Genomic DNA, 12,986 nt, shown 5'->3' with positions numbered 1-12,986 from the left:
CCGGAACCTTTTTTCACAACGCAGGCCCGAAGGCATCGTGCCTGCGGGCCGCATCTGGTCTGTCTGATTCGGACGAATAAAATTCTGCCGGATCAAGACGATTCTCTTACGAGACGCCGTGACCTAGAGGTATTTTTCATCCCCGTCAAGGCGGGTCGCCCGGGATCGGCAATGCCGGCCCCGGGTCAGCTGCGGGCAGATTGCGCCAGCACGCCGGCGATCTTGCCGGCAACCTCATCGATCTCGGCCAGCCCATCGACAGTGAAGAGATCGCCGGTGGCATAGTAATAGCCGATCAGCGGTGAGGTTTTCTTGTAATATTCCATCAGCCGCTGCTTGAGGCTTTCGGCATTGTCATCGGCGCGGCGCCGCAGGTCGGTCGATCCGCAGACGTCGCAGACCCCGGCAACCTTGGTCGGGCGGGTTTCGTCGTGATAGACCTCGCCGCAATTGCCGCAGGTGAAGCGGCCGGACACGCGGCTGACAAGTGCCTCGTCCTCCACCCGCATCTCGATGACCGCATCCAGCCGCTGCCCCATGCGGGTCAGCATTGCACCAAGCGCGTCGGCCTGCGGCAGCGTCCGGGGGAAGCCATCGAAGATGAACCCCCCGCCCTGCCCTGCGGTATCGGCGGCGATCTTTTCTTCGATCAGGCCGATCACGATCTCGTCAGTGACCAGCTCGCCGCGGTCCATGACCTCGGCGACGCGCTTGCCCATGTCGGTGCCGCTGGTGCGGGCCTCGCGCAGCATGTCACCGGTGGACAGCTGCACCATGCTGCGCTCTTCGACCAGACGGCGGGCCTGCGTTCCCTTGCCGGCGCCCGGGGGCCCCAGAAGAATGATGTTGACCATGGCTTGTCCCCCCGCCCGTATCGTGTGGTGCTTGTCGTGTCAGCGCCGCGCAGGCGGCTTCTTCGCAGCGGGGCGCTTCTTGCCGCGCAGCTGCGATTTCTCGATCAGACCTTCATACTGGTGGGCCAGCAGGTGCGATTGCACCTGGTTGATCGTGTCCATCGTCACCGAGACCACGATCAGCACCGAGGTGCCGCCGAAGTAGAACGGGATCGCCAGTTGCGAGCGCAGGATTTCCGGCATCAGGCAGACAAGGGCGAGGTACCCCGAGCCCAGAACCAGAACGCGGTTCACCACGTAGTCGAGATATTCCTCGGTGCGCTTGCCGGGCCGGATGCCGGGCACGAAGCCGCCCTGGTTCTTCAGGTTGTCGGCCACGTCCTCGGTCTTGAAGGCGACGTTGGCGGTGTAGAAATAGGCGAAGAACACGATCATCGCCGTGAAGAACAACAGGTACAGCGGCTGCCCCGGCCCGAAATAGGCCAGGATCGTGGACATCACCGGGCCGGTCTGCCCGCCCGAGAAGGTGGCAACGGTGGTCGGCAGCAGCAGCAGCGACGAGGCGAAGATCGCCGGGATCACGCCCGCCGGGTTCACCTTGATCGGCAGATGGCTCGAGCCGCCATCATAGACCTTCATCCCCACCTGGCGCCGCGGATACTGGATATGGATCTTGCGCAGCGCGCGTTCCATGAACACCACGAAGCCGACGGTGACGACGACCATGACGATCACGCCGATGATGACGATCGGAGAGATGGTTCCGGCGCGGCCCTGGCTGAAGAACTGCGCCATCGCGGCCGGGATCTCGGCGACGATGCCGACGAAGATGATGAGGCTGATGCCGTTGCCGATGCCGCGGGCGGTGATCTGCTCGCCCAGCCACATCAGGAACATGGTGCCGCCGACGAGGGTGATCACGACCGACAGGCGGAAGAACATGCCCGGGTCATGTGCAAGCCCACCCGCCTCGAGGCTGACGGCCAGCCCCCAGGCCTGGAACAGCGCAAGGCCGACCGTGGCGTAGCGGGTATACTGGTTGATCTTCTTGCGGCCCTGCTCGCCTTCCTTCTTCAGCTGCTCCAGTGCGGGCAGCATCGAGGTCAGCAGCTGAACGATGATCGAGGCCGAGATATACGGCATGATCCCCAGCGCGAAGATCCCCATGCGGCCAAGCGCGCCGCCGGTGAACATCGTCAGGATCCCGCCAAGGCCCGCGGCTGCGTCGTCCATGAACTGACGCAGCGCCAGACCGTCGATCCCGGGCACCGGAATATAGGTGCCAAGGCGATAGACGATCAGCAGGCCGATGGTGAACAAGATGCGTTGGCGAAGATCGGTCGCCTTCCCGAGCGCGCCCCAGGATAGGTTCGCCGCCATTTGCTCTGCAGCAGATGCCATGTCCGGTCTCTTTCATGGACAGCGCCGCCGAACCGGTCTTCCGGTCGGCGGCGCCTGGAAAAACTTCAGGTCTATGTAAGCGGCACTCCGGCCGCCCACAACACCTTATTCTGCCGTTGCCGCCACGGGTGCCGACACTTTCAGCGAACCGCCGGCCTTCTCGACCGCGTCGATGGCCGCCTTGGAGGCGCCGGTGACCGACAGGTTCAGCACGGTGGTCGCCTCGCCCTTGGCCAGGACGCGGATGCCGTCCAGCTTGCGCCGCACGACGCCCGAGGACACCAGCAGGTCCTCGGTGATCTCGGCCGAGGCGTCGAGACGGCCGGCTTCGACGAATTTCTGGATCAGGCCCAGGTTGATGACCGCGTAATGCTTGGCATTCGGCTTGGTGAAGCCGCGCTTCGGCAGACGCCGGTACAGCGGCATCTGGCCGCCTTCATAGCCGCCGATCGCCACGCCCGAACGCGATTTCTGGCCCTTGATACCGCGGCCAGCGGTTTTGCCCTTGCCCGAACCCGGGCCGCGCGCCACGCGCTTTTGCTTCTTGGCTGCGCCGGGATTGTCGCGGAGTTCATTCAGTTTCATGTCGCTATCTCCTATGCCGGAAGACCCCCGCCAGCGACGGATGGGGGCACACGGCGTTTCTTGTTGATTCTGTGCGGCCAAGCCGCACCGGGCGCGTATAGACGCAGTGGCCCCTGCAATCAAGCCTAGTGGCAGTGAACCGTGCCGGTCGAGTTCTGCATATGGCAGCACTGGCCGGGGGGCGAGCTTTTGCGGCAGCCGCCGCCATGCTCGACGGTGGGCGCGCCGAGGGACGTCATCGGCACGGCGAAGGCTGGAGTGGCTCCAACGGCGATCCACAGGCCGGCAAGCAGGACGCGCGTCGAGTGGGTCATCTGGACCTCCATGGGATTGGCGTTAACGAGTGTTAACAGCTTCCCCCCGCCAAGGCTTGCTCCAAACGCGAAACGCCCCGGAAAACCGGGGCGCTTCAATTCCGGACGGGTTGCAGGGAGACCCCCGCAGCCTCAGCCGCGTTCTTCGATGATCTGCACCAGGTGCGGGATCGCGTTGACCATGCCGCGGACGGAAGGGGTATCTTCCAGCTCGCGGGTGCGGTTCATCTTGTTGAGGCCGAGACCGACCAGCGTTGCACGCTGGCTGGCCGGGCGACGGATCGGCGAGCCGATCTGTTTGACGACGATGGTTTTTGCCATGATCTGCGCTCCTTACGCTTCGACCGCTTCCGCGGCCTCGGGCTTGCGCAGGATGTCGGCCACCTTCTTGCCGCGACGCTGCGCGACCTGACGGGGGCTGGCTTCATGCTTCAGGCCATCAATGGTGGCGCGGATCATGTTGTAGGGGTTTTGCGACCCCATCGACTTGGCGACCACGTCCTGAATGCCCAGCATCTCGAACACGGCCCGCATCGGGCCGCCCGCGATGATGCCGGTACCGGCGGTTGCCGTCCGCATCACGACCTTGCCGGCGCCGTGGCGACCTTCCATGTCGTGGTGCAGGGTGCGGCCGTCGCGCAGCGGCACGCGAACCAGCGAGCGTTTCGCCTGTTCGGTTGCCTTGCGGATTGCCTCCGGCACTTCCTTGGCCTTGCCTTTGCCAAAGCCCACGCGTCCGCGCTGGTCACCGACCACCACGAGCGCCGCGAAGCCAAAGCGCTTGCCGCCCTTTACCGTTTTCGACACGCGGTTGATTGCCACGAGACGTTCGGCGAATTCCGGGTTCTCATCACGACGGTCGTCGCGGCGATTGTCCCGGCGGTTGTCACGTTCTGCCATATCCGTCTCCTAGAACTTCAGGCCACCTTCACGGGCAGCGTCGGCCAAAGCCTTGATCTTCCCGTGAAAGAGGAAACCACCACGATCGAAATAGCATTCCTCGACCCCGGCCTTTTTCGCGCGCTCGGCAATTGCCGCGCCGATCTTGGCCGCCGCATCGATGTTGTTCTTGCCAACCAGACCCAGGTCTTTTTCCAGGGTCGAGGCTGCGGCAAGCGTCACACCTTTGACGTCGTCGATCAGCTGCACGCTGATGTTCTTGCTGGACCGATGCACCGACAGGCGGGCACGGCCATTCGCAAGCTTGCGAAGTTTGTTCCGGACGCGCAGGCGGCGCTTGAGGAACAGCTCTCTCTTGTTGTTCGCCATTTCTTGCGCCCCTTACTTCTTCTTGCCTTCCTTGCGGAAGATGAATTCGCCCTTGTAGCGGATCCCTTTGCCCTTGTAGGGCTCGGGAGCGCGCCACTCGCGGATGTTCGCGGCGACCTGGCCGACCAGTTGCTGGTCGATCCCTTCCACCACAATTTCGGTCTGCTTCGGCGTCGAGACGGTCACACCGTCCGGAACCTCGAAATTCACCTCATGCGAATAACCGAGCGACAACTTCAGGATCTTGCCGTTGGCCGCAGCGCGGTAACCGACACCCTGGATTTCCAGTTCCTTGCGGAACCCGGTGGAGACGCCGGTCACGAGGTTCGACACCATCGACCGGGACATGCCCCATTGCTGGCGGGCACGTTTGGACGTGCCGCGCGGAGTCACCGTCAGCTTGCCCTCGTCGAGGGCCAGCGTCACGTCGTCGGTCGCCTTGAAGCTGCGGGTGCCTTTCGGCCCCTTCACTTCGACGGTCTGTCCCGAGATGGAGGCAGTAACCCCCTGGGGCAGCTCGACCGGTTTTTTGCCAATACGAGACATCTTGCCCTCCTCAGAACACGGTGCAAAGCACTTCGCCGCCAACATTGGCAGTGCGTGCATTTGCGTCCGACATGACGCCTTTCGGCGTGGAGACGATCGAGACACCAAGGCCGTTACGCGGGCTCGGGATATCCTTGACCGACATGTAAACACGGCGGCCAGGCTTCGAGATACGCTTCAGCTCGCGGATCACCGGGGTGCCTTCGTAGTATTTCAGGCTGATTTCCAGCTCGGGCAGGCCAGTGGCTGCCGTCTGCTTTTCATAGCCGCGAATGTAGCCTTCATCCTTGAGCACATCCAGCACCCAGGCGCGCAGCTTGGAAGCCGGCGTCTTGACGGTGGACTTGCCGCGCATTTGCGCGTTGCGGATGCGGGTCAGCATATCGCCGAGAGGATCGTTCATCGACATGTCCGGGCCTCCTTACCAGCTCGACTTGACCATGCCCGGGATCTGGCCGAACGAGGCCAGTTCACGAAGCATGATCCGCGAGAGTTTGAGCTTGCGATAATACGCATGCGGACGGCCGGTCAGCTGGCACCGATTGTGCAGCCGGGTTGCCGACGAATTGCGGGGCAGTTGCGCCAGTTTCAGAGTCGCCTTGAAGCGCTCTTCCATCGGGCGGGACTGATCTTCGATGATCGCTTTCAACGCGACGCGCTTGCCGGCATATTGCTTGACCAGCTTGGCGCGCTTCTTTTCGCGTTCGACCATGGAAACTTTAGCCATGTGTTTCTCTCCTCCCGCGATCAGCTGTTGAAAGGCATGTTGAATTGCTTCAACAGCGCTTTCGCTTCCGCGTCGGTTTTCGCGGTGGTGCAGATGATGATGTCCATGCCCAGAACTTCGTCGACCTTGTCAAAGTCGATTTCCGGGAAGACGATCTGTTCCTTCAGGCCCATGGCATAGTTGCCGCGGCCGTCAAACGCCGTGCCTTTCACGCCGCGGAAGTCGCGGACGCGGGGCAGTGCGATGGTGATCAGACGGTCCAGGAATTCATACATCCGGTCGCCGCGCAGGGTCACCTTGCAGCCAAGCGGCATCTCTTCACGGACGCGGAAGCCGGCGATCGACTTCTTGGCCTTGGTGATGACAGCCTTCTGACCGGCGATGAGCGTCAGCTCTTCGGCGGCCTGCTTGACCTTCTTGGTGTCCTTGACGGCTTCACCAACGCCCATGTTCAGGACGATCTTGTCAAGGCGCGGGATCTGCATGCCGTTCTTGTAGGAGAATTCCTCCTTCAAGGCGTCGCGGATCGGGCCCTTGTACATCGCCTTCAGGCGGGGGGTATAGGTGGTTGCGTCGAGCATCAGATCGCCTCCCCGGTTGTCTTGGCGAAGCGCACCTTCGTGCCCTCTTCCATACGGAAGCCGACGCGGGTTGCCTTGCCGTTGGCATCGAGCAGCGCGAGGTTCGACAGCTCGATCGGCATGGCCTTCGGCTGGCGGCCGCCCTGGGCGGTCTGCGATTGCTTGACGTGACGGATGGCGACGTTGACGCCTTCGACGACGGCTTTGTTGGCCTTCGGGTTCACGCTGGCGATCTCGCCCTGCTTGCCCTTGTCCTTGCCGGTCAGAACGACGACCTTGTCACCCTTGCGAAGTTTGGCAGCCATTACAGCACCTCCGGCGCAAGCGAGATGATCTTCATGAAGTTCTTGGCGCGCAGCTCGCGCACCACCGGCCCGAAGATACGCGTGCCGACCGGTTCACCCTGGTTGTTCAGGATGACGGCGGCGTTGCGGTCAAAACGGATCGCGGTGCCGTCTTCACGGCGGACTTCTTTGGCGGTGCGCACGACGACGGCCTTGCGGACGTCACCTTTCTTCACGCGACCGCGCGGGATGGCTTCCTTCACCGACACCACGATGATGTCGCCGACGCTGGCGTAGCGGCGGTGGGAACCACCCAGAACCTTGATGCACTGAACTCGGCGAGCGCCGGAGTTGTCAGCAACATCCAGGTTGGTCTGCATCTGGATCATTTGGTTTCTCCCGACCTTTGGGGACTTCACCGCATGGCGGCTGCCCCAGGGTTTCGATCAGAACTGGATCGTGGCGAGCCTCAGGCAGAGGCTTCGGTCACCACGGTCCAGCGTTTGGATTTCGAGACCGGCGCGCATTCGATGATACGAACGGCATCCCCGGTCTTGAACTGGTTGGCTTCGTCATGCGCCCGGTATTTCTTGGACGAACGAACGGTCTTTTTCAGCAGCGGATGCTTGAAGCGGCGCTCGACCAGAACCGTGATGGTCTGCTCGTTCTTGTCGCTCGTCACAACGCCTTGCAAGATACGTTTGGGCATGTGCGCGCTCCTTACTTCGCCGCCGCTTCCGCGGCCTTGTGGTTCAGCACCGTCTTCACACGGGCGACGTCACGACGGACGACACGCATGCGGGCGGTATTCTCAAGCTGGCCGGTGGCCTGCTGGAAACGCAGGTTGAAGGCTTCTTTCTTCAGCGCAACCAGATCCTCGCGGAGCTGATCGGGCGTCTTGGTCTTCAGTTCTTGGGCGTTCATGCGCCTCATCCTCTCATCAGAAGTCGCCGGACTACCAGGTGGCCCCGGGCCGACGCTTTTCCAACAAAAACCAGAACCCCCGGCGGAACCGGGGGTCCAGGCTAAATTTGTTACCAGTCCTCTTTGGCGACGATCCGGGTCATGACCGGAAGCTTGTTCGCGCCGAGGCGGAGTGCTTCCCTTGCCACAGATTCGGCCACGCCGTCAATCTCGAACATGATCCGGCCCGGTTTTACCTTGGCGGCCCAGAAGTCGACGGAGCCTTTACCCTTACCCATCCGAACTTCGGTGGGCTTCGAGGTGACCGGGGTGTCCGGGAAGATCCGGATCCAGACCCGGCCCTGACGCTTCATGTGGCGGGTGATCGCGCGGCGAGCCGCTTCGATCTGCCGCGCCGTGACGCGCTCGGGTTCCGTGGCTTTCAGCGCGAAGGAGCCGAAGTTCAGGAGGAACCCGCCCTTCGCCTCGCCGTGGATACGGCCCTTGTGCAGCTTGCGGAACTTGGTCCGTTTCGGTTGCATCATAGCTGGTTACTCCTCAGCGATCGTTGCGGCGCGGAGGACGGGGGGCTGCCCCTTCCTGCGCTTCCGCATGACGGCGGTCATGGGCCTGCGGGTCGTGTTCCATGATCTCGCCTTTGAAGATCCAGACCTTGACGCCGATGATCCCATAGGGGGTCGTGGCTTCCGACAGCGCGTAGTCGATGTCGGCACGAAGCGTGTGCAGCGGCACGCGGCCTTCACGGTACCATTCGGTCCGGGCAATCTCGGCGCCGCCAAGACGGCCACCGACGTTGACACGGATCCCGAGGGCCCCGATGCGCATCGCGTTCTGCACGGCGCGCTTCATGGCACGGCGGAAGGACACGCGGCGCTCCAGCTGCTGAGCGATCGATTCGGCCACCAGCTGCGCGTCAAGCTCCGGCTTGCGGACCTCGACGATGTTCAGGTGCAGCTCGGACTTGGTGAACGCGGCCAGCTTCTTGCGCAGCGTTTCAATGTCCGCGCCTTTCTTGCCGATGATCACGCCCGGACGCGCAGTGTGAATGGTCACACGGCACTTCTTGTGGGGACGCTCGATGATGACCTTCGAGACACCGGCCTGCTTGGCATAGTCATGGATGAAGTCGCGCATCTTCAGGTCTTCGAGAAGCAGGTTCCCGTAGTCCTTCGATTCCGCGAACCAGCGGCTGTCCCAGGTGCGGTTGACCTGGAGGCGCATACCGATCGGATTGACCTTCTGACCCATTATGCTTGCTCCTCGATCTGCCGGACCTTGATGGTCAGCTCGGAAAACGGCTTCATGATCTTGCCGAACCGGCCACGGGCACGCGGGCGACCGCGCTTCATGACCAGGTTCTTGCCGACCCAGGCCTCGGCGACGACAAGCGTGTCAACGTCGAGGTTGTGGTTGTTCTCGGCGTTGGCGATGGCCGACTGCAGGCACTTCTTCACGTCACCGGCGATGCGGCGCTTGGAGAAGGTGAGATCGGCAAGCGCCTTCTCGACCTTCTTGCCGCGGATCATCGAGGCGACGAGGTTCAGTTTCTGCGGCGAGGTGCGAAGCATGCGCGAGATCGCCTGTGCTTCGTTGTCCGCCACGCGGCGCGGATTCTTTTCCTTACCCATGGCGATTACTTCCTCTTGGCTTTCTTGTCGGCGGCATGGCCGTAATAGGTACGGGTCGGCGAGTATTCACCGAACTTCTGGCCGATCATCTCTTCGGTGACGGCAACGGGGATGTGCTTCTGCCCGTTGTAGACGCCGAAGGTGAGGCCGACGAATTGCGGCAGGATCGTCGAACGGCGCGACCAGATCTTGATCACTTCCGACTTGCCCGAGTCGCGCGACTTTTCGGCCTTCTTCAGGACGTAAGCGTCGACAAAGGGGCCCTTCCAGATAGAACGTGCCATGGATCAGCGCCCCTTCTTCGCGTTGCGCGAACGGACGATATACTTGTCCGTTGCCTTGTTCTTGCGGGTCTTGTTGCCCTTGGTCCCTTTACCCCAGGGGGTAACCGGGTGGCGACCACCCGAGGTCCGGCCTTCACCACCACCATGCGGGTGGTCGATCGGGTTCATGGCAACACCGCGAACCGCAGGACGCTTTCCAAGGTGGCGGGTGCGGCCGGCCTTGCCGAGGTTCTGGTTCGAGTGGTCGGCGTTGGAAACAGCCCCCACCGTCGCCATGCATTCCTGGCGCACCATCCGCAGCTCGCCCGAGGACAGGCGGATCTGGGCATAGCCACCGTCACGGCCGACGAACTGGGCATAGGTGCCGGCGGCGCGGGCCAGCTGGCCACCCTTGCCGGACTTCAGCTCGACATTGTGGACGATCGTGCCGATCGGCATCCCGGAAAACGGCATCGCGTTGCCCGGCTTCACGTCGGTCTTGGCGCCCGAGATGACGCTGTCACCCACGGCCAGACGCTGCGGAGCGAGGATATAGGCCTGCTCGCCGTCATTGTAGCGGATCAGCGCGATGAACGCGGTGCGGTTCGGGTCATATTCGATCCGTTCCACGGTCGCCGGGATGTCGTGTTTCCGGCGACGGAAATCGACGATGCGATAAAGACGCTTCGCGCCGCCGCCAATGCGGAACGCGGTGATCCGTCCGGTGTTGTTCCGGCCGCCATTCTTGGTCAAACCCTGCGTAAGGGACTTGACCGGACGACCTTTCCAAAGCTCCGAACGGTCGATCAGAACCAGCCCTCGCTGGCCAGGCGTCGTCGGTTTGTACGACTTGAGTGCCATGCTTTCTGTCTTCCGTCAGCTTCTGGGCCCCGGCGTCCGAAAACGCCCTGACCCGGTTTCGTAAATGATCCGCGGCCCCGGAAAACCGGGGCCGCGAGATTCGGCGCTGTCTATCAGAGGCCGGTGGCCACGTCGATGGTGTTTCCAGCCTCGAGCGTGACATAGGCCTTCTTCACGTCGCTCCGCTGGCCAAGCTTGCCGCGGAACTTCTTGACCTTGCCCTTGGTGATGGTGGTGTTGACCGCCTTCACCTTGACGCCGAACAGGGCCTCGATGGCCTCCTTGATCAGCGGCTTGGTCGCGTCGCGCCGCACCTGGAACACCACGGCATTGGCCTCAGAGGCCATCGTGGCTTTCTCGGTGATGATCGGCTTGACGATCACGTCGTAATGTTCGGGTTTCGTGCTCATTTCAGCCGAGCCTCCAGTGCTTCGACGCCCGCCTTCGTGATCACCAGGGTGTCACGCTTGAGGATGTCATAGACGTTGGCGCCCATCGACGGCAGCACATCGATGCCTTCGATGTTGCGCGCGGCACGGGCGAAGTTCTCATCCACGGCGGCGCCGTCGATGATCAGCACGCGCTTCCAGCCAAGTTCCTTGGCCATCTTCGCAAGCATGCCCGTCTTGGCCTCGGCCATCACCGCGTCATCGAGGATCATCAGATGACCCGCGATGGCCTTGGCCGACAGCGCGTGCTTGAGCCCGAGGGCACGGAACTTCTTGGGCAGATCATGCGCATGGCTGCGCGGGGTCGGACCCTTGTAGACGCCACCCTTCCGGAAGATCGGCGCCTTGCGGGAGCCGTGGCGTGCGCCGCCGGTGCCCTTTTGGCGGTAGATCTTCTTGGTCGAGTAGGACACGTCGGACTTGCCCAGGGTCGAGTGGGTACCCTGCTGTGCCTTGGCGCGCTGCCAGCGCACGACGCGGTGCAGGATGTCCGCGCGCGGGTCCAGACCGAAGATGTCGTCGGACAGGTCGATCTGGCCAGCTTTGCCGGCGTCGAGCTTGATCACGTCGAGTTTCATTGCTTGTCCCCTTCCGGCGCGTCGGGTGCGGCTTCGTCAGCCTGCTCCGCAGTGCCATCCTTGTCAGCCTGGATCGAAGCTTCCGCTTCGGCCATGGCCGCAGCTTCGGCAGCAGCCTGGGCTTCGGCGGCGGCGGCGGCGGCGGCTTCAGCCTCGGCAGCGGCAGCGGCAGCGGCTTCTTCGGCCAGACGCTTGGCTTCTTCGGCGTGGCTGCGCAGCGCGGCCGGCAGGATCACGTTTTCCGGCAGCGGCTTCTTCACCGCGTCCTTGACCGTCACCCAACCACCTTTCGAACCGGGAACCGAACCCTTGACCATGATCAGGCCACGGTCGCTGTCGGTGCGGACAACCTGGATGTTCTGGGTCGTGACACGGACGGCACCGAGGTGACCGGCCATCTTCTTGCCCTTGAACACCTTGCCCGGATCCTGACACTGGCCCGTGGACCCGTGCGAACGGTGGCTGACCGACACGCCGTGCGATGCGCGAAGACCGCCGAAGTTGTGCCGCTTCATCGCACCGGCAAAACCCTTACCGATCGACACGCCGGCGACGTCCACGAACTGACCCGCGAAATAGTGGTCAGCAGTGATTTCCTCGCCCACACCGATCAGCGCGTCAGGCGACACGCGGAACTCGGCGATCTTGCGCTTGGGGGCCACGTTCGCCTTGGCGAAATGGCCGCGCATGGCGGCGGTGGTCCGCTTTGCCTTGGCGGTGCCCGCGCCCAGCTGAACGGCGGTGTAGCCATCCTTCTCGGCCGTGCGCTGTGCCACGACTTGCAGATTGTCGAGTTGCAGCACGGTCACCGGGACCTGCTTGCCATCCTCGAGGAAAAGCCGGGTCATGCCCAGCTTCTTGGCGATAATACCAGAGCGCAACATCCGTGGATCCTCCTCAGACCTTGATCTCGACATCGACGCCGGCAGCCAGGTCGAGCTTCATCAGCGCGTCCACGGTTTGCGGCGTCGGGTTGACGATATCGAGCAGGCGCTTGTGCGTGCGGATTTCCCACTGGTCGCGCGACTTCTTGTCGATGTGCGGACCACGGAGAACCGTGAATTTCTCGATCTTGTTCGGCAGCGGAATCGGGCCGCGAACCTGCGCGCCGGTCCGTTTGGCCGTATTGACGATTTCCTGCGTGCTGGCGTCCAGAACGCGGAAGTCGAAGGCCTTCAGCCGGATGCGGATGTTGGTACCTTGCATGGGTATGCCTCTCAGAGGGGCTTGGTTGAGAGGCAGGCCGAGCCTCATGCCGGGCCTGCATCGAACCGTCGTCAGCGGAAGGCGCGGCATTACACCGCGCAGATCCGTAGTACAAGAGCATTGGGGGCCCGGACCTGCCGGACCCCCGAAATTCCTGCCGAAATCCTTACTTCAGGATTTTCGACACGACGCCGGCGCCGACGGTGCGGCCGCCTTCGCGGATGGCGAAGCGCAGTTTCTCTTCCATGGCGATCGGGGCGATCAGCTCGACCTCGAACTTCAGGTTGTCGCCCGGCATCACCATCTCGGTGCCTTCCGGCAGCTTCACGGTCCCGGTCACGTCGGTCGTGCGGAAGTAGAACTGCGGACGGTAGTTGGCGAAGAACGGCGTGTGGCGGCCGCCCTCTTCCTTGGTCAGGATATAGGCTTCGGCTTCGAAGTGGGTGTGCGGGTTCACCGATTTCGGCTTGCACAGCACCTGGCCACGTTCCACGCCCTCACGGTCGATGCCGCGCA

25 protein-coding genes are annotated in these 12,986 nt (G+C 62.9%); all 25 read right to left on the bottom strand.

The annotated features are described in order from the left end of the window. Positions 1–185: 185 nt before the first annotated feature. Positions 186–854, bottom strand: a complete 669-nt coding sequence (locus GVY41_RS14105) for an adenylate kinase (protein WP_161347752.1) — start codon at positions 852–854, stop codon at positions 186–188. Positions 855–893: 39 nt separating this feature from the next. Further along, on the bottom strand, positions 894–2,255 hold the full coding sequence (gene secY / locus GVY41_RS14100) for a preprotein translocase subunit SecY (RefSeq protein WP_161347753.1): 1,362 nt from the start codon (positions 2,253–2,255) through the stop codon (positions 894–896). Between the two features lie 105 nt (positions 2,256–2,360). Continuing rightward, on the bottom strand, positions 2,361–2,840 hold the full coding sequence (gene rplO / locus GVY41_RS14095) for a 50S ribosomal protein L15 (protein ID WP_161347754.1): 480 nt from the start codon (positions 2,838–2,840) through the stop codon (positions 2,361–2,363). A 125-nt stretch (positions 2,841–2,965) separates the two neighbouring features. Next, positions 2,966–3,154, bottom strand: a complete 189-nt coding sequence (locus GVY41_RS14090) for a hypothetical protein (RefSeq protein WP_161347755.1) — start codon at positions 3,152–3,154, stop codon at positions 2,966–2,968. Positions 3,155–3,286: 132 nt separating this feature from the next. Next, complete coding sequence (gene rpmD / locus GVY41_RS14085) at positions 3,287–3,475, bottom strand: 50S ribosomal protein L30 (protein ID WP_161347756.1); 189 nt, start codon at positions 3,473–3,475, stop codon at positions 3,287–3,289. A 12-nt stretch (positions 3,476–3,487) separates the two neighbouring features. Beyond that, a complete protein-coding gene (gene rpsE / locus GVY41_RS14080; protein ID WP_161347757.1) occupies positions 3,488–4,054 on the bottom strand; it encodes a 30S ribosomal protein S5 in 567 nt (188 codons plus the stop codon). Positions 4,055–4,063: 9 nt separating this feature from the next. Next, positions 4,064–4,423 carry a 50S ribosomal protein L18 gene (gene rplR, locus GVY41_RS14075; RefSeq protein ID WP_161347758.1) on the bottom strand — a complete coding sequence of 120 codons (360 nt, stop codon included), beginning with the start codon at positions 4,421–4,423 and terminating at the stop codon, positions 4,064–4,066. Positions 4,424–4,435: 12 nt separating this feature from the next. Next, positions 4,436–4,969, bottom strand: coding sequence for a 50S ribosomal protein L6 (gene rplF, locus GVY41_RS14070; RefSeq protein ID WP_161347759.1), 534 nt, complete (start codon positions 4,967–4,969; stop codon positions 4,436–4,438). Positions 4,970–4,979: 10 nt separating this feature from the next. Beyond that, positions 4,980–5,378 (bottom strand): 30S ribosomal protein S8, encoded by a 399-nt coding sequence (rpsH, locus tag GVY41_RS14065; RefSeq protein ID WP_188816049.1) that lies wholly within the window; start codon positions 5,376–5,378, stop codon positions 4,980–4,982. Between the two features lie 12 nt (positions 5,379–5,390). After that, on the bottom strand, positions 5,391–5,696 hold the full coding sequence (gene rpsN, locus GVY41_RS14060) for a 30S ribosomal protein S14 (protein ID WP_161347760.1): 306 nt from the start codon (positions 5,694–5,696) through the stop codon (positions 5,391–5,393). Positions 5,697–5,716: 20 nt separating this feature from the next. Beyond that, positions 5,717–6,277 carry a 50S ribosomal protein L5 gene (gene rplE / locus GVY41_RS14055; RefSeq protein ID WP_161347761.1) on the bottom strand — a complete coding sequence of 187 codons (561 nt, stop codon included), beginning with the start codon at positions 6,275–6,277 and terminating at the stop codon, positions 5,717–5,719. Then, entirely contained in the window at positions 6,277–6,582 is a 306-nt protein-coding gene (gene rplX, locus GVY41_RS14050; RefSeq protein ID WP_161347762.1) for a 50S ribosomal protein L24, read from the bottom strand. The genes rplE and rplX overlap by 1 nt, the downstream gene beginning before the upstream one ends. After that, on the bottom strand, positions 6,582–6,950 hold the full coding sequence (gene rplN, locus GVY41_RS14045; RefSeq protein WP_022705624.1) for a 50S ribosomal protein L14: 369 nt from the start codon (positions 6,948–6,950) through the stop codon (positions 6,582–6,584). Before rplN ends, rplX begins: the two co-directional genes overlap by 1 nt. 80 nt (positions 6,951–7,030) lie before the next feature. Then, positions 7,031–7,270 (bottom strand): 30S ribosomal protein S17, encoded by a 240-nt coding sequence (rpsQ, locus tag GVY41_RS14040; protein ID WP_161347763.1) that lies wholly within the window; start codon positions 7,268–7,270, stop codon positions 7,031–7,033. Positions 7,271–7,281: 11 nt separating this feature from the next. Next, entirely contained in the window at positions 7,282–7,485 is a 204-nt protein-coding gene (gene rpmC, locus GVY41_RS14035; RefSeq protein WP_161347764.1) for a 50S ribosomal protein L29, read from the bottom strand. Positions 7,486–7,595: 110 nt separating this feature from the next. Continuing rightward, positions 7,596–8,009 carry a 50S ribosomal protein L16 gene (gene rplP / locus GVY41_RS14030; protein WP_161347765.1) on the bottom strand — a complete coding sequence of 138 codons (414 nt, stop codon included), beginning with the start codon at positions 8,007–8,009 and terminating at the stop codon, positions 7,596–7,598. A gap of 13 nt (positions 8,010–8,022) precedes the next feature. Continuing rightward, entirely contained in the window at positions 8,023–8,733 is a 711-nt protein-coding gene (rpsC, locus tag GVY41_RS14025; RefSeq protein ID WP_161347766.1) for a 30S ribosomal protein S3, read from the bottom strand. Further along, entirely contained in the window at positions 8,733–9,113 is a 381-nt protein-coding gene (gene rplV, locus GVY41_RS14020) for a 50S ribosomal protein L22 (protein ID WP_161347767.1), read from the bottom strand. Before rplV ends, rpsC begins: the two co-directional genes overlap by 1 nt. 5 nt (positions 9,114–9,118) lie before the next feature. Continuing rightward, complete coding sequence (rpsS, locus tag GVY41_RS14015) at positions 9,119–9,397, bottom strand: 30S ribosomal protein S19 (RefSeq protein ID WP_089386322.1); 279 nt, start codon at positions 9,395–9,397, stop codon at positions 9,119–9,121. A gap of 3 nt (positions 9,398–9,400) precedes the next feature. Then, the gene (gene rplB, locus GVY41_RS14010; protein ID WP_161347768.1) at positions 9,401–10,237 is read right to left on the bottom strand and encodes a 50S ribosomal protein L2; all 837 of its coding nucleotides are present in this window, start codon (positions 10,235–10,237) and stop codon (positions 9,401–9,403) included. Positions 10,238–10,350: 113 nt separating this feature from the next. Beyond that, positions 10,351–10,647: a 50S ribosomal protein L23 gene (locus GVY41_RS14005; RefSeq protein ID WP_161347769.1), complete on the bottom strand. Its 297-nt coding sequence runs from the start codon at positions 10,645–10,647 to the stop codon at positions 10,351–10,353. Further along, positions 10,644–11,264 (bottom strand): 50S ribosomal protein L4, encoded by a 621-nt coding sequence (gene rplD / locus GVY41_RS14000; protein WP_161347770.1) that lies wholly within the window; start codon positions 11,262–11,264, stop codon positions 10,644–10,646. The genes GVY41_RS14005 and rplD overlap by 4 nt, the downstream gene beginning before the upstream one ends. Then, positions 11,261–12,148: a 50S ribosomal protein L3 gene (rplC, locus tag GVY41_RS13995; protein WP_161347771.1), complete on the bottom strand. Its 888-nt coding sequence runs from the start codon at positions 12,146–12,148 to the stop codon at positions 11,261–11,263. The genes rplD and rplC overlap by 4 nt, the downstream gene beginning before the upstream one ends. A 13-nt stretch (positions 12,149–12,161) precedes the next feature. Then, positions 12,162–12,470 carry a 30S ribosomal protein S10 gene (gene rpsJ, locus GVY41_RS13990; RefSeq protein ID WP_066809219.1) on the bottom strand — a complete coding sequence of 103 codons (309 nt, stop codon included), beginning with the start codon at positions 12,468–12,470 and terminating at the stop codon, positions 12,162–12,164. Between the two features lie 166 nt (positions 12,471–12,636). Then, a partial coding sequence (locus tag GVY41_RS13985; protein WP_487246634.1) for an EF-Tu C-terminal domain-related protein occupies positions 12,637–12,986 on the bottom strand: 350 nt, incomplete at its 5' end.

The sequence above is a fragment of the Frigidibacter albus genome, assembly GCF_009908165.1.
Classification (GTDB): Bacteria; Pseudomonadota; Alphaproteobacteria; order Rhodobacterales; family Rhodobacteraceae; genus Frigidibacter; species Frigidibacter albus.
The sequence above is the reverse complement of the archived record's forward strand: the minus strand, read 5'-3'. Positions and strand labels throughout refer to the sequence as shown.